Origin of the sequence: Ruminococcus sp. CAG:330 (genome assembly GCF_000437175.1) — a bacterium.
Lineage (GTDB): Bacteria > Bacillota > Clostridia > Oscillospirales > Ruminococcaceae > Ruminococcus_C.
Genome location: NZ_FR897977.1, coordinates 1 through 22885 on the forward strand (window position 1 = coordinate 1; position 22885 = coordinate 22885).

The window sequence follows — 22885 nt, forward strand, 5'->3', positions numbered from 1 at the left end:
AAGACGTAGATAGACGCCTATGAACACGAGCTCTCAGAACGGCAAAAGAAAGAGAGGGTATGAAACATGAAGCATTGGAAAAAATGGACGGCGCTGCTTCTGGCTGGTGTCATGGCGGGAACGGTGTTCACCGGCTGCGGCAAGCAGGAGGAGAGCAGTACCTCCACTGCGGAAAGTTCGGCATCGGAGGAGTCCTCTGAGGCGCAGACAGAGGCAGCCGAGGAGACCACAGAGGCGACCACTACCACGGCGCACGTAAGCCCCACGGAAACGGTTTCCACAACGCTGGGAACGGAGATTGAGGTCAATGCGACCTTGGATCGTGGCAGTGATGATGCCAACAATTATAAGGCAAAGCTCAGCAATTTCATTGAGGACGGCGATGTGGTGCAGTCCTTTACGTTCATCGTGAAGGCAGCGGACGGCTCGTCCAATCTGGCGGACTATAAGGGCGGTTACGGCATCTCTGTCAAGGATAGCTGTGCCAGTGCAACAGACAAGGGCTGGTATCAGGCAGCGGATTTTGAACAGTCCCTCAACAGCTCCTATGCGGAATTTACATGGAATGTGCCGTCGGAAATTCAGTCGGACATCGATCCGGCAGGCGAGGTGCTCTTCGGACACTGGTGGAGCGGTGTGCAGCAGGTACAGCTGACCAGCATCGTCTGCACCTACACCCGTACCAAGGAGGTTCCGGTGGACGGCACTAACGAGATCAGTCCATCTGCAACGCTGAATTACAACGATGAGGCTGCCAAAATGGCGGACATCTCCCTGTCCGATCTGATCGGCAAGGACGACACCCTTCAGACGGTGACTTTTGATGTCAGCAGCGACGGTTCACTGGGCAAATTCACCGGTGCTTTTGGTGTTTCCGTCAAGGAAGGCGCAGATTGCGCCACGGACAAGGGCTGGTACCAGTCGCCCAATGTGTGCGTATTTACAGATGCCTCGAATCTCTCTCTGACTTGGATCGTGCCGGATGAGGTCAAGGCGGAGATCGACCAGGGCGGAAAGGTTTCGCTGGGGTACTGGTGGAGCGATCAGGCGAGCATCACGCTGAACAAGGTTAGCGTTCGCTATAGTAACAGCACCGGAACTACCACCAAGACCACGCCGAAATCGGACGCATCCGAATCCTCCGGCGGGGAAGTTGCTGTCAAGACCGGTGAGGTTCCCACCAAGGATGAGGTCAACGCCATGACCAGTGCACAGATCGTGGACAACATCAAGGTGGGCTGGAATCTGGGCAACACGCTGGACAGCTACAACACAAATTCCAGCGATACTGAAACCGGCTGGGGCAATCCCAAGGCCACTAAGGCAATGATCGAAACTGTGCAGAAAGCCGGATTCAATGCGGTGCGAATCCCAGTCACCTGGGGCGAACACATGTCCGCAGACGGCACCATCGATGCTGCGTGGATGGCACGTGTCAAGGAGGTCGTGGACTATGCCTATGATGCAGGGCTGTACGTCGTTCTGAACGTGCACCATGACGATGCTCTGTGGCTCGTTCCCACTAACGACAAGCTGGAGAGCGACAAGGCAACACTGACCAGCATCTGGAAACAGATCTGCACCACATTCCAGGATTATGACCACCGCCTGATCTTTGAGGGCATGAACGAACCTCGTGTGATTGGTTCTGCCACAGAGTGGTCTGGCGGAACGCCGGAGGAACGGGAAGTTATCAACCAGCTGTTTCAGGCGTTTGTGGACACAGTACGTGCTGCCGGCGGAACACACGCCGAGCGGACGCTGATCGTGTCCTCTCATGCGCAGTCTATTACGGAGGCAGCTGTGAGCGCTGTCAAGGTGCCCAATGACTCTCATGTGATCGTTTCTATCCATAGCTATGCACCGTGGGATTTCTGCGGTACGGAAAACGACCGTGCAGACTGGGGCAGCGATGCGGATAAGGCGGAATTGGATAAGAACTTCCAGTATCTGGATGATATGTTTATCAGCAAGGGCATTCCGGTCATCATCGACGAATTCGGCGCAGTGGATAAGAAGAATACGCAGGCACGTGCAGCGTGGTTTGCATATTATATCAGCAGTGCCAAGAAACACGGCATCAAGTGCTTTGTCTGGGATAACGGTCAGAGCAGCGGGGAATTCGGCTTGCTGAACCGTTCCAACAACACCTGGGACTATCCGGAGATCATTCAGGCAATTCAGGATGCTGCACAGTGATGAGGTAAAATTGCACAAAAATTAAAAACAGTATCTGTGAAAAACATAGAATTTCGATAAAACCATAAAAAATCTCGTTCCCTGCGTGCAAAATTGCGAAAAATATGCTATAATGAAAAAGACAAAAATTCATCAGGAATGGAGGCATTGGAATGAGTAATCGAATCATTACAATTGAAAGAGAATATGCAAGCGGTGGCCGTGAGGTCGGGGAAATGGTAGCACAGAAGCTGGGAATCCCGTTCTACAATCGGGAGATTCTGCAAATGGCTTCGGAGCGCTGCAACGTATCTCCGGAATATCTGGAAACCGCAGAGGAAGCAGCGCCCAAGAGCTTTTTGTACACGCTGATGCTGACATCCAGTCCGACGCACACCATTGAAGAGAACCTGCCGCTTTCCGATAAGGTATACATCATCGAAACCAACATCATTCGGGAACTGGCGGAGAAGAGCGACTGCGTTATCGTAGGACGCTGCGCAAGCTACATTCTGCGAGAGATGCAGAACCTGTTCAACGTGTTTATCTATGCCGATCTCAAGACCCGCTCGGAGCGTGCCATCACGTCCTATCATGTGGAGGCACGGCGTGTGGAGGCAATGCTTCGCAAGATCGACAAGCGCCGTGAAACGTTCTACAGCATCAACACCGGCGGAAACTGGTATGACAAGTCGAACTACGACATGTGCCTGAACAGCGGATCGCTGGGAACGGAGCTTTGCGCAGATTTGATCGTAGAAACAGCGAAAAAGAAGATTTTTTAAACAAAAATATTGAACCTGTCATGGCAGGCTCTGAGAAAGGCGGTTCGAAACGGGATCTTGTTTTGAACCGCCTTTTTTCAAAAGACAGGGCGGGTTCTGAGGGGAGAAGGTATGGCGAATCAAACGGGAGGCACACGAAAAAAAGGATGCTGTCTGGGCTGTGCACTGGTCTTTGCAGGCGGACTCTTTTTAATTTTGCTGCTGTTGGCGGCAGCGATTTTGTTCTGGGACGATGAGGAGAGTTCCGTATCGACGGAGAGCTCTGTTCTGACTATCTCGGATATTGCGGGAAGTACGGAAGCATCAGTGCCGTTCACACCGGCGGAAAATGCGGACAACTACTATTACCAGCTGCTGTCCGAATCAGAGCAGAGCAGCTATCAGAAAATGCTGCCGGAGATGGAGCAGCATCTGGAGAAATTTGACTGGAGCTGGTCATTTTGGGATGGCACAGACGGTGATGCTGCCATAGCGCTGTTAGATAACATCTATGCGGACAATCCGGAGATGTTCTGGCTGTCGGCATACCAATTTTCCCAAGTGGGCACTTCCTACCGTTTTGAATACTGGATCTCGGAGCGTGACATTGTGTCGGAACTGGCGCAGGTGCAGGCTGCAGCAGCGCCCATCATTGCACAGGCAAAGCAGATTCCCCAGGAGTATGACCGTGCCCTATACCTCTATCAGACGGTGATTGAACGCATTGACTATGAGGATGTGGCGGACGAGGAGTCCGCAGAATCCAACCGCAAGCGCTCCGTGCTGGGCGGACTGATTGATGGCAAGGCGGTCTGCGCCGGCTACGCCAAGACGTTTCAGTATCTGGCGAATGCCAGCGGAATCCGTTGCACCTATGTCACCGGCACATCCCGTTCTGTCGGGCACGCATGGAATCTGATCTGGATCGATGGACAGCCATACTATTGCGACCCCACGTGGGGGGATAGCGCTGTGAATGATGGAATGGAGTACACGGATTACTTCTACTTCTGCATGACGCAAGATGAACTGTTCCGCACCCATGAAATCGAAACGCCGTCCATCGTCCCGCCCTGTACTGCAACAGATGCCTGTTACTATCGCAGAAACGGCTGGTATCTGGACTACTACGACTACGCCTCTGCCAGCAGTCTGCTGCAAAGCCAGAGAGAGGCGGGAATGTTGCCACTGACCATCCAGTTTGGTTCGGAGGAACAGCTGCTAGCGGCGGCCACGGACCTTGCAGAGGAGGACATGATTTTCGAGGTGTTCTCGGACATTCAATCCTTCTCCTACTGGGAGGATCCCAAAACCTATATTTTGCGCATTGTTCCGAAATAATTCAAAAGAGCCAGCCCGTGGGGAGGATTTCCCTGTGAGCTGGCTCTTTTTTATAATGGTCAAAAGAATTATTCGTCGTCCTCGCTGTGGGTGACCTGAATGCCCAGAACATCCAGACTCTCTGCATCAACTGCAGACGGGCAGGCGCTCATAAGTTCGCTTGCGTTTTGGACCTTCGGGAATGCCACAACGTCACGCAGACTCTCTGCCTGGAGCATTACCATGGTCAGACGATCCAGACCGATGCCAAGACCGCCGTGCGGCGGTGCACCGTAGTGGTATGCCTCTACCAGGAAGCCGAACTTTGCCTCGATTTCCTCGTCGGTCAGCCCCAGTGCCTGGAACATCTTCTCCTGAAGCTCATAGTCCGTGATACGGATGGAACCGGAGGACAGCTCTGTGCCGTTGAGCACCAGGTCGAATGCCTTTGCAGTGACCCGTGCCGGATCGCTGTCCAGATAGGGCAGGCACTCGTCCATGGGCATGGTGAACGGGTGATGCATCGCATCCCAGTGCTGGGTGTCCTCGTTCCATTCGAAGAACGGGAACTGTGTGATCCACAGGAAGTTGAACTTTCCGGCTGGAATCAGATCCAGCTTCTTGGCAACCTCCAGACGCAGTGCGCCCAGAACCGGCAGTGTCACCTTGTTCTTGTCTGCCACGATCAGGACAACGTCGCCCTTTTCGCAGCCCAGATGGCTGAGGATTTCATCCAGCTTGCCCTCCGGCAGGAACTTGGCGAAAGAGCAGTTGGGCTTCTCATCGTGCCAGCGGACAAAGGCAAGACCCTTTGCGCCAATGCCTTTTGCCTTTTCGGTGAGCTTGTCGATCTCCTTGCGGGTCAGGACAGATGCAGCGTTTTTCGCAACAATTGCACGGACACTTCCGCCAGCTTCCAGAGCGGAGCGGAATACCATGAAGTCCACGTCCTTCACGATGTCCGACAGATCCTGAAGCTCCATGCCGAAGCGGGTGTCCGGTTTGTCGGAACCGTAGCGCTCCATGGCTTCCTTGTAGGTCATGCGGGGCAGCGGTGTGGGAATCTCCATGTCCAGCACCTTGCGGAACAGATACTGCACAAAGCCCTCTGTCATTTGCAGGATGTCCTCCACGTCAACGAAAGACATCTCCAGGTCAATCTGGGTGAATTCCGGCTGGCGGTCTGCACGCAAATCCTCGTCACGGAAGCAGCGGGCAATCTGGATGTACCGATCCATGCCGGCAACCATCAGCAGCTGCTTGTAGATCTGAGGGGACTGGGGCAGTGCGTAAAACTTGCCGTTGTGGACACGGGAGGGGATGAGGTAGTCCCGTGCGCCCTCCGGCGTGGACTTCATCATCATAGGTGTTTCGATCTCGGTGAAGTGGTTGGCATAGAAGTACTCTCTGGCTGCCAGTGCGATCTTGTGGCGCATGAGCAGGTTGTGCTGGAGCGGTGCACGGCGCAGATCCAGATAGCGGTACTTCAGGCGAAGCTCCTCGTTGGTCTTGGTTTCGTCAGTGATGGCGAACGGCGGTGTCTGTGCCTTGGAGAGCACACGCAGATCCTCCACCAGTATTTCCAGCTCACCGGTTTTCAGATCCGGATTCACGCTGGAACGCTTTGCAACTGTACCCTTTGCCAGCAGCACATATTCGCTGTGGCAGGAGGCAGCCTTTTCGAAAATTGCCCGGTCGGTCTGGTCGTTGAATGCCAGCTGTACGATACCGGTGATATCACGCAGGTCGATGAAGATCAGGTTTCCCAGATTCCGCACTTTCTGTGCAAATCCGCCGACAACCACCGTTTCTCCCATTTTTCCGCAGGTCTCTGTGCAGTAGCAGGTACGGCGCAGTTCATTCATTTGATCCATGCGTTCCACACTCCTTTTCAAAATCATTTACGACATCGTGAAACATGTACTGAATGGCGATATCGTCAAACTTTTCCTCAAATTTCTCGCCCAGAGAAACGGGAAACTGCTCTTTGGTCTTCATGTTTTTCAGGTTTGCCTGCTGGGACTGCAATTCATTTTCGCCCAGCACCAGAACAAAGGTAGCCCCGATCTTGTCGGCGTACTTCATCTGTGCTTTCAGTTTGCGCTGCATCAGGTCGTATTCCACCTGATAGCCGGAGGTACGCAGCGAGCTTGCGATCTGCATTGCCGTGGGAATGGCCGCCTCGTCCATGGGCGCAATGTAGAGGTCGCACTGGTGCGGCGGCTGGAACTCGCAGCCCTGGCTCTCCATGGTCAAAATCAGACGCTCCAGCCCCATGGCAAAGCCCATGGCCGGTGTGGGCTTGCCGCCCATCTGCTCGATCAGACCATCATAGCGTCCGCCGCCGCAGACCGTGCCCTGTGCACCGATGTCTGTGGTGATAAACTCAAAGACCGTCTTGGTATAGTAATCCAAACCGCGAACGATTTTCGGATTGATGGTGTATTCGATGTTTTGCGCTTTCAAGTATTCCTGCAGCTTTTCAAAGTGCGTGCGGCACTCGTCGCAGAGATAGTCCAGAATGACGGGCGCATCCTTGGCAATGCCGGAGCAAATCTCGCTCTTGCAGTCCAGAATACGCATGGGGTTCTTTTCCAGACGGGTCTGGCAGGTTTCGCACAGCTCGTCTTTGTGCGGCTGGAAATATGCCCGCAGCGCCTTGTGGTATTCTGCACGGCAAGTAGGACAGCCGATGGAGTTGATGTTCAGGGCAATGTTTTTCAGACCGGCACGATCCAGAATTGCCTTGGCAAGGGCGATGATCTCCGCATCCGATGCAGGGCCGGCGCTGCCAGCCATTTCCACACCAAACTGGTGAAATTCCCGCAGTCTGCCTGCCTGCGGTCTTTCGTGGCGGAAGCAGGAGAGGATATAGAAGATTTTCTGCGGCAGCGCATCGTTGAGCAGACCGTTTTGCAGCATGGAACGGATGGAACCGGCAGTTCCCTCCGGACGCAGCGTAAATTCTGTTTCCTTGGCCTTGACGGTGTACATTTCCTTCTGTACCACGTCGGTGGTTTCTCCCACGGAGCGCAGGAACAGATCGGTACTCTCAAATGTCGGAATCCGCATTTCGTGGAAACCAAAGCTCTCCGCAGTCTCTCGTGCCATACGTTCTACCGTGTGCCACTTGTAGATCTGCTTGGGGGTGATGTCCTCGGTTCCCTGTGGGCGTGTGATTTTGATAGCCATATTGTTAAAAAACCTCCTATGCTTGCCATATGCAAAAAATTGCCCCTCCGAAAAGGGGTCAACTTATGAGTCATTGTGCGGAAATTGGCAGATGCCGCATTGCTGGAAAAGGCGGTTAGATGGACGGATTGCCGATCTCACGCCAATCCAGATCGCCGCGCTCCAGCGCCATGATCAGGGCTTCTGCGGTGGCGATGTTGGTTGCGACCGGAACGTTGTGAACATCGCACAGGCGGAGCAGGTTCATTTCATTGGGCTCCGAAGCCTTGCGATTGATGGGGTCACGGAAGAACAGCAGTACGTCGATCTCGTTGCAGGAGATGCGGGCAGCAATCTGCTGGTCGCCGCCCTGCGAACCGCTGAGATACCGCTGAATCCGCAGACCCGTTGCCTCTGCCACCTGCTTTCCGGTTGTTCCGGTGGCACACAGCGTGTGCCGGGAGAGAATGCCGCAGTAAGCAATACAGAACTGAATCATAAGTTCTTTCTTTGCATCATGTGCAATCAGTGCAATTGTCATTTGGGAAACCAATCCTTTCTATTTTTCATCAATTTCTACAAAAATGAAATTATTTTTTGTAATAAAGTTATTTTTATTATGATTTTGATACGAATGTCTTTGATATTATTATACCACAAAACTGGGATTTGTCAAAGTTTTTATCCGCAAGAGCGATAAAATTGTGAAATGTATGGTGGTTTCCATAGTTTTGTTTATCTATTTTGACGAAAAAACAGCCTTCCTTTCAAATTTGTTGTGCGTTTACGAGTGCTGACTCGCTGTTGTGACTGTTGTGGTGGATACGGAAGAAGCTGCTGTTGTGGTTGCAGTTGTTGTAACGAAATTGTCGATGGTGACATTTTCGCCCTTGACGCACTGCTGATACGCCTGAATGATGGAGCGGATCATGTACTTGGAGTACTCGCCGCCCTCGATAACGCCGGCGAAAGCGATTTCCGGATTTTCTGCCGGTGCATAGCCGATGAAGAAGGAGTCCTGTACTCTGCCGTCCACCTGCGGGGTACCGGTTTTGATCGCCACGTCAAATCCCAGATTTTGCAGAGAGTATTGCGTGGGGAAGTTGTTGGTGGATGCGGCGATCATACCGCTTTCCACATACTGAAAGACTTCGTCTGAGGTGGGTTTAATCTCGCCGGCAACCACAGGGTCGATATCCTCGACGCAGTTCTCGTGGTTGTAGTCCCAGATGCTGTCCACCAGATGTGGCTGATAGCGCACGCCGTTGTTGGCGATGGTGCAGGCGACATTTGCCATTTGCAGCGGTGTAACTGCCCATTCACCCTGACCGATGGCGCTCTGGAGTACCTGACCGACTGTCCAATCCTCTCCCATTTCTGCGAAAGTTTCCTGATCGGAGAGATGACCGGCAGCGTCACCGGTTTCCAGGCCGGTTGCCTGTCCCAATCCAAACAGACGGGCGTATTTGGTGATGCCGTCGATGGTGAGCTTTTCCGAGAGCTTATAGAAGAAGATGTTGCAGGAAACCTGAAGCGCACGGGTGAGGGCGATGTCACCGTGGTAGCCTGTACAGCTGTAGGTGTGGTCGTGGAATTCGTAGGTCTGGCCGCAGTAATAGGTGGAATTTCCGTTGATGATGCCCTCGTTCATGCCGGCAGTGGCGGTAATGGTTTTAAAGGTGGAACCGGGGCGGTACAGTCCGTAGGCTGCACGGTCAAACAGAGGGGAGTTCTCGGCGTTGAGGATTTCCTCGTAATTGGTCTTGTACTCGCCCAGATCGTAGGTGGGCGCTGTTGCCATGCCGAGAACACCGCCGTCCTTGGCATCCAGCACTACCAGTGCACCGCAGGAAACCTCGCCCAGACTTTCGGTGCGGTCGTCCCGCAGGCTGTCAAAATTGCCGATGAAGCTGTCCAGAATTTCCTGCAGCTTTCCCTGAAATTTGCTGTTGACGGTGAGCTGCACGGTGTGACCGGACTGTACCGGCTTGGTGATATCCGAGGAAACCACCTTGCCGTTTTCCACGGTGATGGTTTTAATGCCGTCTGTGCCGCGCAGTTCGCTCTCCATGGCCTGTTCGATGCCGCTCTTTCCCACCACGTCGTCCAGATTGTAACCCTTGGATTTCAGTTCCTCATATTCCGTAGCGTAAATCGGACCGACTGTGCCGATCTCGTGGGGTACCACATTGCCCTGTGCCACAGAGCGGACGGCTTCCTCGGTGATGTCCATGCCGCTGAGGGTGATGCCACGTTCTTTCAGCTCTGTGACGGTTTCCAGCGGCACATCCTCCGCCAGCAGAAACCGGTTGCTCAGGGAGAAGCTGCGCAGCTGCATTTCGTAGCGGATGCCAGCCAGAATGCGCTGTTCTTCCTGCGAATAGCTGTCGGAAATGTCATAGTCAGCGACCAGCTTGTCCATGCAGTTTTCTGCTGTGGCGTAGACATTGAGCTTGAGGTTCTCTTTCAGTTCAGCCACGGCATCATCGTCGCCTGTGAACGTATACGGCTTCGTCTGCGAGATGGGCAGGGAAGAACTCCACTGTACCTGATGCTTTTGCAGAATGTCGGCAATGGAGAGCAGAATCTGATTGCCCTTGGCGTTGTCCTCCGGAAAAGTATCCGGCTCGATGATGACATCATAGCCCACCTTGTTTTCAATGATGGGGGTTCCCTCGGAATCCACGATCTCGCCGCGTGTCGCCTGAATGGTCTGGGCGTATTTCTGCGTGGTTACGTGCTGAATGGAATACCGTTCACTTTCCACCACTTGAATTTTCATCAATCTCCAAGCGCAAAGGCAGCAGGATGCCAGCACCAAAAGACTGGCAAGAGAGAGCTTGACATAACTCGATGCAGTGTGTTTCATGTGACTTCCTTTCTGGGGGATTACTCCTCGGATTCCTCAAGGGTGCGAATGGTTTTCTCAATGGTGCGCCGCTGCTGCGGAAGCAGGAAGCGGTGGATGCAGTGGAAAACGGGGTAGATAACAATGGTGCTGATGCAGGTGTACAGCAGGCAGGGCAGCATGTAGTGCGTATAGATCATTGCCATATGGTCATAGCCCCACATGGCATACCGAAAGAAAAAGTCCGCACCAGTCACCAAAAATGTCACAACAGCGGTGAACAGCAGCATGTTGAAATAGCGCCGCTGCATGAGCCGGTCGTAGAGCAGTGCAGTCAGCATGCACAGGAGAAACAGCAGAATTGCGTGATATCCCGGCAGCGAACCAGTGGTGACATCCATGCAAAAACCGCACACGATTCCCACACTGCCTGCTACTGCCTCCTTGGAAACGGAGGAGATACACAGGGCGATGGGGATCATCAGCAGCGGTTTGGTGTAATCGCCGGAAGTAGAAAAGATAAATGCCAGCAGAATCAGCAGTCCATAGAGAATCCAGCGAAAGACATTGCGCAGGCGCATGTTTTTGGGATGCCGGTTTTCCCGGAATGGGGTAAACTTAGTTCTCCGCATCCTTCTGCTCCTTTCCGGCAAAATCTGTGATAACAATAACGTTGGTCAGACTCGCCAGATCAACGGACGGCTTCAGAATGGCGCAATAGCTCAGCCCGCTGTCCATCGGCTCGATAGACTGCACCGAACCGATGAGATAACCCTGCGGGAAGATTCCCACGGAATTGGAAGTGACGATGAGGTCGCCCTCTTTCAGCGTGGTCTCCTTTTCCAGATAGATCATGCGGCACTGGTAATCTGCGGTCAGTGTGACATCTCCCTCCACAATGCCGGATTCCTTTTTTTCAGAGGATTCCGCACCGATGGAGAGATTGGGGGAGCAGATGGTTTCCACGGTGGAATAGTGCTGGGAAACCTCGGAAATAATTCCCACAAGCCCCTCTGATGTCACCACCGGATCGTAAACGGAAATGCCGTCCTCGCTGCCCTGATCGATGTAAAAGGCGTGGAACGGGTCGTTCTCCACATAGCCAATAATAGCACAGGGATCGGAGAGCACATAGTCTTCATGGTCTTTCTTGACGCCCATGAAGCCCTTGAGATCTTCCAGCTCCTCCTGCGTCTTGTGGTAGTCCACCAGCTGGTTTTCCAGCTCTGCCACACGCTGCTGCAGTTCCTGGTTTTCCGTCTGATAGGACTTGGATTTTGCAAAGACATCGAGGGTACGCTCTACCGTCTGGGAAATCTGATTGGACACCGCACGAACCGGCTTGAGAACCGTTCCCACGAATCCGGTCGTCGGCAGCGTGTGTCCGTCCTGCGTCACGGCATAGAGCATCACGCCGATGAGCAGTGCAACAACGCAGAGAATGATCCGGAATTTTTTGCTTTTGAAAAAGCTGCCCATGTGGTTTTGCCTCCTGTTTTCGTGTTATGCAAAGCGGGATTCATCCATCAGCGTATCCCGGTATTTGTCCATGTTTTCCAGAATCTTTCCCGTGCCCTCGACCACGCAGTCCAGCGGATACTCCGCAATGAAGACCGGCATGCCGGTTTCCTTGTGAATCAGCTGATCCAGTCCACGCAGCAGCGCACCGCCGCCGGTAAGAGTGATGCCGTGGTCAATGATGTCGGCAGCCAGCTCCGGCGGCGTCTGTTCCAGCGTCCAACGCACCGCATCCACAATGCGTGACAGCGGTTCCGCCAGCGCTTCCCGCACCTCGTCGGAGGTAATGTTGACATTTTCGGGGAGTCCGCTCATGAGGTTGCGTCCCTTGATCTGCATGGTTTCGTTGCGGTCGATGGGGTAGGCGGTGCCGATCTGAATCTTGATGCTCTCCGCTGTGCGTTCGCCGATGAGCAGGTTATAGCGCTTTTTAATGTAGTTGATGATGGCTGCATCGCACGCATCGCCGGCGCAGCGCACACTCTTCGAAACCACAATGCCTCCCAGGGAGATCACTGCGACCTCGCTTGTGCCGCCGCCGATATCCACCACCATGCAGCCGGTCGGCTCTGTGGTGGGCAGACCGGCACCGATGGCAGCTGCCATCGGCTCTTCCACAATGAGCACCGGACGTGCGCCGGCGTGGTCTGCGGCATCCTGTACGGCACGCCGTTCCACGGCGGTGACGCCGGACGGAATGCAGATGATGACACGTGCACGGGCGAACATTTTGCCGTGCATGGCCTTGCGGATGAACTCCTGCAATAAAATGGTGGTTGTCTCAAAATCTGCAATGACGCCGTCTTTCAGCGGACGGACTGCCACGATGGAGCCGGGGGTGCGTCCGATGACATCTTTTGCTTCTTTTCCCACATATTTGGCACGATCCGTGTGGGTGTTAACCGCCACGACCGACGGTTCCCGGATGATAATTCCCTTTCCTCGTACATACACGAGAGTATTTGCGGTGCCAAGATCAATACCAATATCTTTTGTAAACATGTTGTGTGCTCCCTTTTGCTGCGAAAAATACCGGTATGTATTCATGATGTACCGGAATGCGGTGCCGAAAAAGGCTGCGAAAGTCTGTGTGCTCAAAATATGGACAGCTTTCTGAAAAACAGCCGGATTTGTATGACGCTCTCTTTATTATACCACCAATCGGATGGTAAGACAATCATTTTTTCGGGAAATTTCTGTAGTTTTCAAATTCTCCGTTTTTGTAAAAATCAAATGAAAAAGAAGCAAATCTTTACAGCACATTATACAATTTGTGTGCGCAGGTACGACGTTATTTCTTGTCCTTGAAGATCAGCTTCTGGATTTTCGGGGCGGTAAAGATCGCAACGATGACCAGGATCACCTGTGCAATATTGAACTTGGATTGCAGCCCGAAGGTGAGATCCAGAACGTACAGATTCCAGTGATGTTCCTTGATGTTCAGCGGCGGCATATAGTCCAGCCAGCTCAGCGGTTCAATGTTGGCGCACACGTTGCCGAGGATTCCCCCCAGCAGCAGCGCAACGACCAGCACGAGAATATAGACGAAAACTTTTTTCATGAGAGTTGCAGTTCAGCTCCTTTACTTTGTATGTGACAGCGGTTCGGAAATGCCGCTTGCGCCGAATCCGTTGCTGCCCCGCTCGGTTTCGTCCAGCGATTCCACTTCCTGACACGTGGGAAACAGCACGGGAACCACCACCAGCTGCGCAATGCGCATGCCGTTTTGGACGGTGAAATCCTCCTTGCCCAGATTGATCAGCGGAACCAGCAGTTCCCCACGGTAATCGCTGTCCACAACGCCAACGGCATTTGCCAGCGAGATGCCGAACTTGGAAGCCAGTCCGGAGCGTGGGAAGATGCAGAGCATCACGTCTTTGCGGGAGGGTGCGGCTGCAATGCCTGTGGGAATCTTGCGGATCTCGCCGGACTGCAAAACCACATCCTGTTCCAGATAGGCGTGCAGGTCATAGCCGGCGCTCTGTGCTGTTGCACGAACGGGCAGCTGTGCATCGGGGTGCAGTTTTTGAATGGATAGATACATAAGGGGATACCTCCTGTGTTATTCGACACCACGGAAATAGAGTCCACGAGTGACGGGAAATGGGGCAGCGGACGATTGCCGGAATGCCTCCAGAATGGCAAAGGGATTTTCCGCACATGTGCAGTCCAGCAGCCAGAAAGCAGCGTGCTCCAGCGCCTCCGGCTTGTCTGCCATCCATGTGGGGACGGCGTTGTACATGGTGACAACACCGTGGCACTTGTCACAGCTCACGGGAAATTTTCTGCCGGTTCGGTCGGTGAGCGTGCCGGTGCAGTTTTTGCAGCCGACTTCGTTTTGGATGGGACAGTTCCGCATGGTCATCACCGGAAGATTGCCGTAGGCGTACAGCCCGAAGGGCAGCCCGTGGCAGTGCCGGATCTGTGCGGCAGTCAGTTCCGGCGAGAGCATGGTGTCCGCCAGCTTTTGCTGACGGAGGAACGTCAGGCAGCGGCAGTTTGCCGCATTGAGTCCCAGCCCGCCGTGCAGAGTCATGCCGAGCGTTTCGCCCAGCAGGAGATGCGCTACGTTTTCACAGACGAGATGCCGGAAGCCGTGCTGCACCGCCTGTTCCAGCTGCTCTGCCAGCTTGTCCTCCGAGGGGCAGTAGCGGGGGAGTGTGAGATAGACACGCTCCTTTGACGGCAAATCCCAGTGCTCCGGCAGCGCCGTCAGCGGCAGCAATACCGCTTCCACGTCCTCGCAGGCGAGAAGCTTGGCTGCCTTTTCGGCGTGAGCCACCTGTACCCGAAAGAGCGGATGTGCCGGTGCAGTTTCCTGTGCCGGTGCAGGTTTCGATGCCGGACGCAGCGCATAGACCGGCGTGTTTTTCTGGATGCGCCGGCGGTTCATCGCCTCGGCACCGCTGCGGCGCACGGCATTCCACGCAGAAGCCGGCAGCATGGAAATGCCGTCGCAATCTGCGGTCAGTGCTTTCAGCGTGTAGATCGTCCCGCCCAGCTTCTCCAGCTGCCGCTGCAGCTGCGCACTGTCGGTGGGACGTATGCGGGCTGGCTGCGGACAATCACCGGTGACTTCCGCCTGATTTCCATCGGGATCGGAGAGCCGCAGGCGAACGGGACATCCCTCCTGCACAGTGACGTGCATGGTCAGAGGCACACGTCCCGTGGGCTTTTGGTAGAGCTTTTCCAGTGCGGGGAGTACCTTTTGCATTTGCAGGACATCTTCCTTTTGCCGTGTCCCGAACATGTTCCGGCGCTTTCCGGTGTAGTAGCCGTCCGTGAATCCGCTTCTGGAAAAGGCGGCACGGAGTGTTTCCAGATCCGGTTCCACCCCATCTCGTGCCTGTACCAGTGCAGTGACAGCAGCGGCGACATACTCCGGACGTTTCCGGCGTCCCTCGATTTTCAGGGATGCCACGCCATCCGCCATCAGCTGCTGCATGTAGGGGACGAGGCAGAGGTCTTTCAGGGAGAGGGCACAGACACCTGCTTTTCCCGTCGCCGAAAATGGCAGACGGCACGCCTGGGCACAGCGTCCCCGGTTGGCACTGCGGGAACCGATCATCGCCGAAAGACTGCACTGTCCGGATACGCTCATGCAGAGGGCACCGTGAACGAAATGTTCGATTTCAATGCCGCACTGACATAGCGGTGCAAGTTCTTTTCGTGACATCTCACGGGACACCACGACACGGGAGAAGCCCTGCCGTTTTGCCCATTCCACGCCGGCTTTGGTGTGGATGGTCATCTGTGTGGAGGCGTGGACGGGAACATCCGGTGCGATTTCCTGAATCAGCGCCAGTACGCCCAGATCCTGCACCAGGAATGCGTCAATGCCGCAGCCGGCTGCCTCCCGAATCCATGCGTCCAGTGCATCAAATTCCCGATCAAACACCAGCGTGTTGACTGTCAGATAGAGTTTTGCGCCGTAGAGATGGCATAAGTCCGCAGCTTCTTTCAGTGCAGCACCGTCAAAATTCTCCGCACTCTGGCGGGCAGAAAACTGCTTTCCGCCCACATAGACAGCGTCCGCACCGCAGCGAAGTGCCGCAAGGAGTGCCTCCGGAGAGCCGGCCGGCGCTAAAATTTCCGGCATGCTCATTTGGGCGATTTCAGAGAAGCTTCCCGCAGCTCCTGTTCCAGTGCGGCAACCCGGGAGCGGAGCGCCTCAACTTGCTGAATAGCAGCGTCCCGTTCCAGACGAGTCTTTCCGGCTTCGTCTACATATTCTTTCGACTGATCTCGCAGAGCGTCTAGCTTGGCGTTTGCCTTGTTCAGGTCATCCAGCGCAGACAGACCAACCATGATGGCAGCGGTAAAGGGGGAGGCGCTGCTGTTGGAATCGGTGATCTCCGAGATACGAGATTCCAGCGTCCGTGCCAGCCCAAAGACATAGTTTGCGGATTCTGAGGTCTGGAGCGTGAAGTCCTTTCCGCAGATCACCACTTTTACTTTATTTGACATAGAGGCATGATCCTTTCTATGAAGCAGATTCTGAGAACCGGTTTTGCATGAAACGGCAAAACAGATGCTCACACAACATTATACAATATTTTTCGGCCCTTGAAAAGAGAATATCTGCAAATTTTTACGGTTATTTCGCAGCCTGCCGCCGCTCCAGCTCCTCCAGAATCATCTTGTTGACTTTGTTGATATCGCCGCAGCCCAGGGTAATGACCAGATCGCCGGGCTGTGCATGGTCGCAGATATATTCCGTCACCTGTGCAAAGTTGGCGTACTTCCGCTCGTCGGTAGTCTCCGGATTGCTCTCATCCTGCGGGAACCAAACGGCATCCGGAATCTTTTCGCCCAGCTGGCGGGTGAAGATGTTGTAGGTGTTCTTCTCCCGGGAGCCCATGATGTCCGTCAGCACAGCGTGATCCGGAATGGAGAGCGCCTCTGCAAATTCGTCCAGCAGCATTGCCGTCCGAGAGAAGGTGAAGGGCTGGAACACTGCCCAGACCTGACGGAACGGCATTGCCATTGCCGCTTTCAGGGTAGCAGTCAGCTCTGTGGGATGGTGCGCATAGTCGTCCACCAGCGTGATGCCGTTGACCTCGCCCTTTTTCTCAAAGCGTCTGCCGGCGCCACGGAAAGCGGCAAGTCCCTTTGCTACGTCTTCGAAAGACACGCCCACATACATGGCAGCAGCAGCGGCTGCGGTAGCGTTTAGGACGTTGTGTTCGCCGGCAACGTGCAGGACAATCTCACCCAGCGATGCGCCGTGGTGCATCAGCTGGAAGTGGGTTTCCAGACCGGAGACATGGCGGATGTCCATGGGGTAGTAGTCGCAGTCGGCGGTTTTGCCGAACGTGATGCGCTCCTTGCCCTCGATGCCCTCCATTGCCTTGCAGGTGTTGGCATCGCTGCCGTTGTAGATGACGGCTTTCGAGGTGAGCTGCGCAAACTTGTGGAACGATTTGATGATGTTCTCCACCGTGCCGAAGTAGTCCAGATGGTCGGCGTCGATGTTCAGCAGAACAGCGATGTCCGGATAGAGCTTTAGGAACGTGTCCACGAATTCGCATGCCTCGCAGGTCATGATGTCGCTGGAACCGCTTCTGCCGCTGCCGTGGATGCAGGGCAGCTTTCCGCCAATGAATGCGGAGAGGTCCACGCCGGCGGTGAACAGAATCTGCGTCACCATAGAGGTCGTGGTAGTCTTGCCGTGGGTGCCGGCAACACAAATGGCGTTGTCGTACCAGCTGGTCACGATGCCCAGCAGCTCGCTGCGCTCCAGAACCGGAACGCCGCTTGCCTTGGCGGCGATGAGTTCCGGATTGTCCGCCATGATGGCTGCGGTGTGCACGATCAGGTCAGCGCCCTCGATGTTTTCCGCACGCTGTCCCAGCTGTACCGGAATACCCATGTCCCGAACCGCCTGAAGCGTCTCGGTTTCGTTGTTGTCAGAGCCAGTGAGGTAAAATCCACGTGCGTGGAGGATCTGTGCCAGCGGATACATGCCGCTGCCGCCAATTCCGATGAAATGAATATGCTTTTTACCGTTTAGGATGTCTTTGTTCAAAAAAATCACCTTTTTCCTTATCACAAATTTAAATTATATCGTGTATACTAGATGATAACGTAAGTTCACGCCAAATCTGCTGAAAAAGCGAAAGTTTTCGGCGAAATACTTACGAAATAAAAGAGTCGGCAGAAATGAAGTTCCGCATTGGCGGGACGCAGCATTCAGGTGGACAGCAAGGAAATCAGATGTGCTGCAAACGAGGAGGTCATCTTATGGAAATCACAGATATCAAGATCAGACGGATCATCACAGAGGGACGACTGCGTGCCGTTGTCTCTGTCACCATCGACGACATGCTGGCAGTCCATGACATCAAGGTAGTTCAGGGCGACGAGCGCTTGTTTGTTGCCATGCCCAGTCGGAAGGATGAGAACGGTGTATTCCGGGACATTGTACATCCGATTTCCTCAGAGGCCCGCAAGATGATGGAGGAGCAGATTCTGGAAACCTACCTCCGTCACTTGGCACTGATGGAGGCCGAGGCGCAGGAGGAAGCCATGCAGGAATCAGCATTCTGAAAACTTTTCCAAGATCCAGAAAATATTTTCGGCAGACCGCCTTTTGGGCGGTCTTTTTTTGTGCTCTTACGAGTTTTTCCGCTGCTGCAACAGGAAGTATGTTTTGAGCAGGGCAATCTGCGTCTTGGCATCCGGAATCTGATCTTCCATGACCATCTGCACCGCCTCCTCCAGCGGAAGCTCTGTCACATCCAGAAACTCGCCCTCGTCCAGATTCTGTGCGGTGGGGCGGGAGAGTTTTTCCGCCAGATACATATGGATGACCTCTGTATCATATGCGGGAGTGGGGAAGAGCTTTCCCAAATAGGTGTAGCGCTCGCAGGTGCGTCCTGCCTCCTCCGAGAGCTCCCGTCTGCCGCACTCCGCCGGATCTTCTCCCGGCTCGATCTTTCCGGCGGGCACTTCCAGCGTCACCTGCTGCATGGGATAGCGAAACTGCTGAACCATGAGCACTGTACCCTTGTCCGTCAGCGGGACAACACAGACACCGCCGGAGTGGTGCACCACGTCCCGCTGAACCAGCTTGCCGTCCTCCAGTTCCGCCTGATCCATGGTGACATAGAACACCTTTCCCTGATAGGTCTTTTCACTGCGTTTGGTTTCTTCCTGTAAATGCATGAAACTCACACTCCTTGTTCTTCACTTTTAGTTGTATCAATAGGTTGCGGTTCTTCTGTTTTTGCGGTATTGTCTGCGGCAGATACCAGCTGTGTGCGTTCCTCTGCCGGTGTGCGCCGGACAAATTTCCGGCAGAGCAGCAGATAGATCACAAGGCAGATCACACCGCCCAGCGAAATCCACAGACCGGCACGCAGTCCGGGTGTTTCATAGGTGAATACGATGTCGCTTTCGCCGGCTTCCACAGGGACCGCCATGAATCCCGTGTCCACCTTTTCCACAGGAACTTCCTCGCCGTTGACCGTGGCAGACCAGCCGTCCTCGTAGGGCACGCTGAAGAATACCAGATTCGGCTTTTCCGTGGTAATGGATGCCTGAAATCCGTAGGAATCATAGGTGAACGTATCGCAGGCAGAGGCAGCACGTTCGCTGCATTCGGTCAGGTACTCGTCCTCTGTCATGCGGAGATCCTGCGAGGTGATCGGTTTCATCCAGTTCCCGTATTTCTCCACCTGTTCGTCGGAGAGCACCAGCGCACGAATCAGAAGCGGGCAGCGCTGGCTCTCGGAAGTGGCATCCCACACATCCTCGGAGATATACTGATCGAACGTAAAGCCCATGGGAATATAGGCGGTATTCCGGAAGCGCCGGAATCCGTTTTCCGTTTCCTCGTAAACGAAGCCGGGCAGATCCAGTTCCGGTGTTTCGGTGATGGCGTTGCTCACGTCCACCTGATCAAAGTAGTACTTGACGGAGAACAGTCCACGCAGGGCGTAGTAGGAGAGATCCGGACGGGAGGCAACGTCCCGTGTGACGCCGATGCTCTCATAGAAATCCATGATGGATACCGGCACAACACTCTGGAATGCACGCATGCAGGGGAGCTTCCAGAGCATGGGGTAGTTGTCGCAGTTCTCGGAGATGTCTGTCCGGAAAAAGTCGTCCTCGGAAACCGAGATGGAGATGTCGTTCTCCGGGTCAATTGCCTCGTCCACATACTGTCTGGCACGCTGGGGTGTGAATGCGCCGAAGTATACTACAACCATGGTACAGATCAGGCAGGCGCAAGTGGTGGTGAGGACGGTGAGTTTCCAGAAAGGCTTTCCGGCGTTTCTGCGGCGAATGAGCAGGGCAGCCAGCACCAGAAATGCTGCGCAGACCGCCAGTACCAGATAGAAGTGCTCCGGATAATTGGGAAAGGAGAACCAGACGACGTTTCCCTCTTCGTCTTTCTTGGGCAGCAGGGAGATCGCTGCAAACGCTGCCATGAAAATGGCACAGATACGGAAGCCGTACCGCCACTGGATTTCCTTTTGATCCAGCGCATAGGCGGTCATCATGGCGAGGATCAGCACGGGCATATAGAACCAGCGTGCATAATAGGAACCGTTCAGCGCATAGAATGCACTGTTGAGAATGGGAACGCAGGCGCATACGGCGCAAATAATGGTCAGACGCTTTGCCCAGTGGCCGTCCCGCTGTTTCAGGAAAGAGAGGGCGCCAGCCATGGAAAACACAGGGAGATAGCCGCCGATGGAAGCCCATTTTGCCGCATTGGAGGAGAACAGGTTCGGTCTTGCCGGAACGTCCGGAATCAGGAACAGACTCAGGAGAATGCGCCAGATTCTGGTGCGGTCGCTGTATGCCATCATGTCCATGCCATAGAGGTGTTCGGAAACCCGATCGTTGGCAAAGACGGCGAGGGCTGCCGGAAGCAGAACGGCGCACGCAATGGCAACGCCGAGAATTGCTTCAAAGAGCAGGACGAAGAATTTTCGCAGGGAGGCATGGAAATCCCTGGAGAAGCAGCGCACAATGAAATAGAGCACCAGAAATACCACTTGTCCCGTGAAGAAGAAATAGTTGAGGGCGGCGAGCAGGGCAACTGCCAGCGCAAAAACGCCCCGCCGATTCCGGTTGACGCACTCCTCCATGGCGATGAGCAGCAGGGGGAAAAACGCCGTGACATCCTGAAAATGATTGAAAAACAGGTTGAATAGCTGGAAGCCGGAAAAGGCGTACAGCAGACCGCCCACAATGGCGGCGTTGGAATTCTGCACAAACCTGCGGATGTAGGCGTAAGCGGTCAGTGCAGCGACACCATGCTTGATGCAGAGCAGAATGGGGATAGAAAATGTCACCCAGCTTCGTGGCAGAATGGTGGTGATCCAGAAGAACGGGCTGCCGAACAGGTAGAAGGCATAGGAGCCGATGAAGTTGGCGCCCAGATCGGTGTACCAGTTCCAGCCGAAGCTGCCGCTGCGCACGGCGTCGTTGGCAAGATTGTAGAACGGAATCTGCTGCGAATTGAAATCGCCGTAGTAGATGAAATAGCCGCCGTCTGCGATGATGACGGGCAGGAATACCAGCAGCAGCGTGCCGAATCCCAGAAGAAAGGTCAGCAGGTAGCGCCGCCGCTCGTTGTTCCAGGAATCGGGGCGAAGGGAAATGTGTTTCATGAATGGTGTGCTCCTTATTCGGTGTGTCTGCGGCAGGAAACTTCTGTCTGCCGCTGCATATACTGTAGCAGGCGGATTATTCCCAGAGGTGTCTGCGGAAGGATCGCCGGAAAAAGACGACATTGGTCATGACACCGCCGTCCACGATATCCACGTAACCGTAGGAGGGGTCGCGTCCGTCTCGTGGGCAGCTGGCGCTGCCGGGATTCATCACATAGACACCGTCGGTATAGGCGCACATGGAACAGTGGGTGTGTCCAAAGAGGGCGATGTCGCAGTGATTTTCTTTTGCCATCTGCACCAGCTGTTCTGTGCCGTAGTATACGCCGTATTTATGACCGTGTGTGAAAAAGATCTTGTGCTGGAGCGATACACGCAGCGTTGCAAAAAGCGGTGTGCTGCTGCCGAAGTCGTTGTTGCCCCTGACACGGAGAAACCGTGATGCCAGTTCCGGCTTGTCTGCCAGCAGCGCACGGCACTCCTCTTCGCAGTCGCCGAGGTGAAGGATATAATCGGCGTTCTGATTCTCCTCTACAATGCGGGTGAGTGCACGGAGATCTCCGTGGGTATCAGATATCACAAGAATGCGCATAAGTACCTCCTTGGTCGATGATTGGATCAACCTATATTATAGCACAATCGTAGCGGTAATACAATATCTTCCGTGGAATATTTTTTCAGCCGTTTCGAAGGTGCGCCGTATCTTTTCGCAGAAATGCGTTTGGATGCTGACAGAAATTCTCTCGTTTTTGCAGGGGATTTTTGATGCTGGAAAGGAGCAGAAGCATATGGATCGACAGAAATTAGACCCGAAACAGGTGGATCAGCTGCTGGCAGCAGCCGGAAAAAAGCTGGGCGTTCCGCCGGCGCAGCTGCGTCAGGAACTGGAGTCCGGTAAGTATGACAAGGTGCTGAAAAACATGAGTCCCAAGGATTCCGCCATGTTGCAAAAGGTGCTGAAAAATCCGGAGATGGTGGAGAAGCTGGTGAGTTCGCCGCAGGCACAGGCGCTGTATCAGAAGCTATCCGGAAAAAAATAGACGGTAGAGCGGATGCGCACACGTTGGAGGAGGTGAGCGGCGGTGGACGATATGCTGGGGAAAATGGGGGAGCTTTTGTCCGACCCTGAGAGCTTGCAGCAGCTTCAGGAGCTGGCGCAGATGCTCCGGCAGCAGGAGGATGACGGCACGGAACAATCGTCCTCAGACACAGCCTCCGATGCAGCATCATCCGCAGAGGAATCGTCATCCGGCGGTTTTGACATGGGGATGCTTTTGAAGGTGCAGGAGCTGATGGGAGCGATGCACCGCAATGATGAGGATACGCAGCTGCTTATGGCACTTCGGCCACATCTGAAAACAGACCGGCAGAAAAAGGTGGATCAGGCGGTCAAACTGCTGAAACTGTATGCAGTTTTCAGTGCGGTAAAGGAGAACGGACTGCTTCAGGATTTGCTCTAG

At 54.3% G+C, this 22885-nt stretch carries 21 protein-coding genes; 6 read left to right on the plus strand and 15 right to left on the minus strand.

Annotated elements, in window-relative coordinates; all coding sequences use genetic code 11:
• Positions 1 to 66: 66 nt before the first annotated feature.
• The 3 genes from QZL66_RS00355 (at position 67) to QZL66_RS00365 (ending at position 4283) form a co-directional block, all read left to right on the plus strand.
• Positions 67 to 2199 carry a cellulase family glycosylhydrolase gene (locus tag QZL66_RS00355; protein ID WP_022409784.1) on the plus strand — a complete coding sequence of 711 codons (2133 nt, stop codon included), beginning with the start codon at positions 67 to 69 and terminating at the stop codon, positions 2197 to 2199.
• Positions 2200 to 2351: 152 nt separating this feature from the next.
• Positions 2352 to 2963 (plus strand): cytidylate kinase-like family protein, encoded by a 612-nt coding sequence (locus QZL66_RS00360; protein ID WP_022409785.1) that lies wholly within the window; start codon positions 2352 to 2354, stop codon positions 2961 to 2963.
• A 111-nt stretch (positions 2964 to 3074) separates the two neighbouring features.
• On the plus strand, positions 3075 to 4283 hold the full coding sequence (locus QZL66_RS00365; protein ID WP_022409786.1) for a transglutaminase domain-containing protein: 1209 nt from the start codon (positions 3075 to 3077) through the stop codon (positions 4281 to 4283).
• A gap of 68 nt (positions 4284 to 4351) precedes the next feature.
• On the opposite strand, the gene aspS is transcribed toward QZL66_RS00365, so the two are convergent.
• The 12 genes from aspS to murC all read right to left on the minus strand — a co-directional run bounded on the left by aspS (position 4352) and on the right by murC (position 17827).
• Entirely contained in the window at positions 4352 to 6127 is a 1776-nt protein-coding gene (aspS, locus tag QZL66_RS00370) for an aspartate--tRNA ligase (RefSeq protein WP_226943359.1), read from the minus strand.
• On the minus strand, positions 6120 to 7454 hold the full coding sequence (hisS, locus tag QZL66_RS00375; RefSeq protein ID WP_022409788.1) for a histidine--tRNA ligase: 1335 nt from the start codon (positions 7452 to 7454) through the stop codon (positions 6120 to 6122). Before hisS ends, aspS begins: the two co-directional genes overlap by 8 nt.
• A 115-nt stretch (positions 7455 to 7569) precedes the next feature.
• The gene (mgsA, locus tag QZL66_RS00380; protein WP_021680598.1) at positions 7570 to 7974 is read right to left on the minus strand and encodes a methylglyoxal synthase; all 405 of its coding nucleotides are present in this window, start codon (positions 7972 to 7974) and stop codon (positions 7570 to 7572) included.
• 243 nt (positions 7975 to 8217) lie between these two features.
• Complete coding sequence (locus QZL66_RS00385; RefSeq protein WP_022409789.1) at positions 8218 to 10302, minus strand: peptidoglycan D,D-transpeptidase FtsI family protein; 2085 nt, start codon at positions 10300 to 10302, stop codon at positions 8218 to 8220.
• 20 nt (positions 10303 to 10322) lie between these two features.
• Positions 10323 to 10913: a rod shape-determining protein MreD gene (locus tag QZL66_RS00390; protein ID WP_022409790.1), complete on the minus strand. Its 591-nt coding sequence runs from the start codon at positions 10911 to 10913 to the stop codon at positions 10323 to 10325.
• Positions 10900 to 11760 carry a rod shape-determining protein MreC gene (gene mreC, locus QZL66_RS00395; RefSeq protein WP_022409791.1) on the minus strand — a complete coding sequence of 287 codons (861 nt, stop codon included), beginning with the start codon at positions 11758 to 11760 and terminating at the stop codon, positions 10900 to 10902. The genes QZL66_RS00390 and mreC overlap by 14 nt, the downstream gene beginning before the upstream one ends.
• A 24-nt stretch (positions 11761 to 11784) precedes the next feature.
• Positions 11785 to 12801: a rod shape-determining protein gene (locus tag QZL66_RS00400; protein WP_022409792.1), complete on the minus strand. Its 1017-nt coding sequence runs from the start codon at positions 12799 to 12801 to the stop codon at positions 11785 to 11787.
• A gap of 289 nt (positions 12802 to 13090) precedes the next feature.
• The gene (locus tag QZL66_RS00405) at positions 13091 to 13360 is read right to left on the minus strand and encodes a DUF4321 domain-containing protein (RefSeq protein WP_022409793.1); all 270 of its coding nucleotides are present in this window, start codon (positions 13358 to 13360) and stop codon (positions 13091 to 13093) included.
• Positions 13361 to 13381: 21 nt separating this feature from the next.
• A complete protein-coding gene (gene dut / locus QZL66_RS00410) occupies positions 13382 to 13843 on the minus strand; it encodes a dUTP diphosphatase (RefSeq protein ID WP_022409794.1) in 462 nt (153 codons plus the stop codon).
• 18 nt (positions 13844 to 13861) lie between these two features.
• Positions 13862 to 15904: a peptidase U32 family protein gene (locus QZL66_RS00415; protein ID WP_022409795.1), complete on the minus strand. Its 2043-nt coding sequence runs from the start codon at positions 15902 to 15904 to the stop codon at positions 13862 to 13864.
• A complete protein-coding gene (gene zapA, locus QZL66_RS00420) occupies positions 15901 to 16266 on the minus strand; it encodes a cell division protein ZapA (protein WP_022409796.1) in 366 nt (121 codons plus the stop codon). Before zapA ends, QZL66_RS00415 begins: the two co-directional genes overlap by 4 nt.
• Positions 16267 to 16396: 130 nt before the next feature.
• Positions 16397 to 17827: a UDP-N-acetylmuramate--L-alanine ligase gene (gene murC, locus QZL66_RS00425; protein WP_293601731.1), complete on the minus strand. Its 1431-nt coding sequence runs from the start codon at positions 17825 to 17827 to the stop codon at positions 16397 to 16399.
• 215 nt (positions 17828 to 18042) lie between these two features.
• Here murC and spoVG point away from each other — a divergent pair, with 215 nt between their 5' ends.
• A complete protein-coding gene (spoVG, locus tag QZL66_RS00430) occupies positions 18043 to 18348 on the plus strand; it encodes a septation regulator SpoVG (protein WP_022409798.1) in 306 nt (101 codons plus the stop codon).
• Between the two features lie 66 nt (positions 18349 to 18414).
• Here spoVG and QZL66_RS00435 read toward each other — a convergent pair whose 3' ends face one another.
• From QZL66_RS00435 to QZL66_RS00445, 3 genes are all read right to left on the minus strand, one after another.
• Positions 18415 to 18966 carry an NUDIX domain-containing protein gene (locus tag QZL66_RS00435; RefSeq protein ID WP_022409799.1) on the minus strand — a complete coding sequence of 184 codons (552 nt, stop codon included), beginning with the start codon at positions 18964 to 18966 and terminating at the stop codon, positions 18415 to 18417.
• 5 nt (positions 18967 to 18971) lie between these two features.
• On the minus strand, positions 18972 to 21425 hold the full coding sequence (locus QZL66_RS00440) for a YfhO family protein (protein ID WP_022409800.1): 2454 nt from the start codon (positions 21423 to 21425) through the stop codon (positions 18972 to 18974).
• A 76-nt stretch (positions 21426 to 21501) separates the two neighbouring features.
• On the minus strand, positions 21502 to 22017 hold the full coding sequence (locus QZL66_RS00445; protein WP_022409801.1) for a metallophosphoesterase family protein: 516 nt from the start codon (positions 22015 to 22017) through the stop codon (positions 21502 to 21504).
• Positions 22018 to 22213: 196 nt separating this feature from the next.
• Here QZL66_RS00445 and QZL66_RS00450 point away from each other — a divergent pair, with 196 nt between their 5' ends.
• Both QZL66_RS00450 and QZL66_RS00455 read left to right on the plus strand, forming a co-directional pair.
• A complete protein-coding gene (locus QZL66_RS00450) occupies positions 22214 to 22465 on the plus strand; it encodes a hypothetical protein (protein WP_022409802.1) in 252 nt (83 codons plus the stop codon).
• A gap of 51 nt (positions 22466 to 22516) precedes the next feature.
• A complete protein-coding gene (locus QZL66_RS00455; protein WP_293601732.1) occupies positions 22517 to 22885 on the plus strand; it encodes a hypothetical protein in 369 nt (122 codons plus the stop codon).

Excerpts from the sequence above, each read along its gene's own strand:
- QZL66_RS00355 (WP_022409784.1), top strand. The coding sequence starts at position 67 with ATGAAGCATTGGAAAAAATGGACGGCGCTGCTTCTGGCTGGTGTCATG.
- QZL66_RS00360 (WP_022409785.1), top strand. The coding sequence starts at position 2,352 with ATGAGTAATCGAATCATTACAATTGAAAGAGAATATGCAAGCGGTGGC.
- QZL66_RS00365 (WP_022409786.1), top strand. The coding sequence starts at position 3,075 with ATGGCGAATCAAACGGGAGGCACACGAAAAAAAGGATGCTGTCTGGGC.
- aspS (WP_226943359.1), bottom strand. The coding sequence starts at position 6,127 with ATGAATGAACTGCGCCGTACCTGCTACTGCACAGAGACCTGCGGAAAA.
- hisS (WP_022409788.1), bottom strand. The coding sequence starts at position 7,454 with ATGGCTATCAAAATCACACGCCCACAGGGAACCGAGGACATCACCCCC.
- mgsA (WP_021680598.1), bottom strand. The coding sequence starts at position 7,974 with ATGACAATTGCACTGATTGCACATGATGCAAAGAAAGAACTTATGATT.
- QZL66_RS00385 (WP_022409789.1), bottom strand. The coding sequence starts at position 10,302 with ATGAAACACACTGCATCGAGTTATGTCAAGCTCTCTCTTGCCAGTCTT.
- QZL66_RS00390 (WP_022409790.1), bottom strand. The coding sequence starts at position 10,913 with ATGCGGAGAACTAAGTTTACCCCATTCCGGGAAAACCGGCATCCCAAA.
- mreC (WP_022409791.1), bottom strand. The coding sequence starts at position 11,760 with ATGGGCAGCTTTTTCAAAAGCAAAAAATTCCGGATCATTCTCTGCGTT.
- QZL66_RS00400 (WP_022409792.1), bottom strand. The coding sequence starts at position 12,801 with ATGTTTACAAAAGATATTGGTATTGATCTTGGCACCGCAAATACTCTC.
- QZL66_RS00405 (WP_022409793.1), bottom strand. The coding sequence starts at position 13,360 with ATGAAAAAAGTTTTCGTCTATATTCTCGTGCTGGTCGTTGCGCTGCTG.
- dut (WP_022409794.1), bottom strand. The coding sequence starts at position 13,843 with ATGTATCTATCCATTCAAAAACTGCACCCCGATGCACAGCTGCCCGTT.
- QZL66_RS00415 (WP_022409795.1), bottom strand. The coding sequence starts at position 15,904 with ATGAGCATGCCGGAAATTTTAGCGCCGGCCGGCTCTCCGGAGGCACTC.
- zapA (WP_022409796.1), bottom strand. The coding sequence starts at position 16,266 with ATGTCAAATAAAGTAAAAGTGGTGATCTGCGGAAAGGACTTCACGCTC.
- spoVG (WP_022409798.1), top strand. The coding sequence starts at position 18,043 with ATGGAAATCACAGATATCAAGATCAGACGGATCATCACAGAGGGACGA.
- QZL66_RS00435 (WP_022409799.1), bottom strand. The coding sequence starts at position 18,966 with ATGCATTTACAGGAAGAAACCAAACGCAGTGAAAAGACCTATCAGGGA.
- QZL66_RS00440 (WP_022409800.1), bottom strand. The coding sequence starts at position 21,425 with ATGAAACACATTTCCCTTCGCCCCGATTCCTGGAACAACGAGCGGCGG.
- QZL66_RS00445 (WP_022409801.1), bottom strand. The coding sequence starts at position 22,017 with ATGCGCATTCTTGTGATATCTGATACCCACGGAGATCTCCGTGCACTC.
- QZL66_RS00450 (WP_022409802.1), top strand. The coding sequence starts at position 22,214 with ATGGATCGACAGAAATTAGACCCGAAACAGGTGGATCAGCTGCTGGCA.
- QZL66_RS00455 (WP_293601732.1), top strand. The coding sequence starts at position 22,517 with ATGCTGGGGAAAATGGGGGAGCTTTTGTCCGACCCTGAGAGCTTGCAG.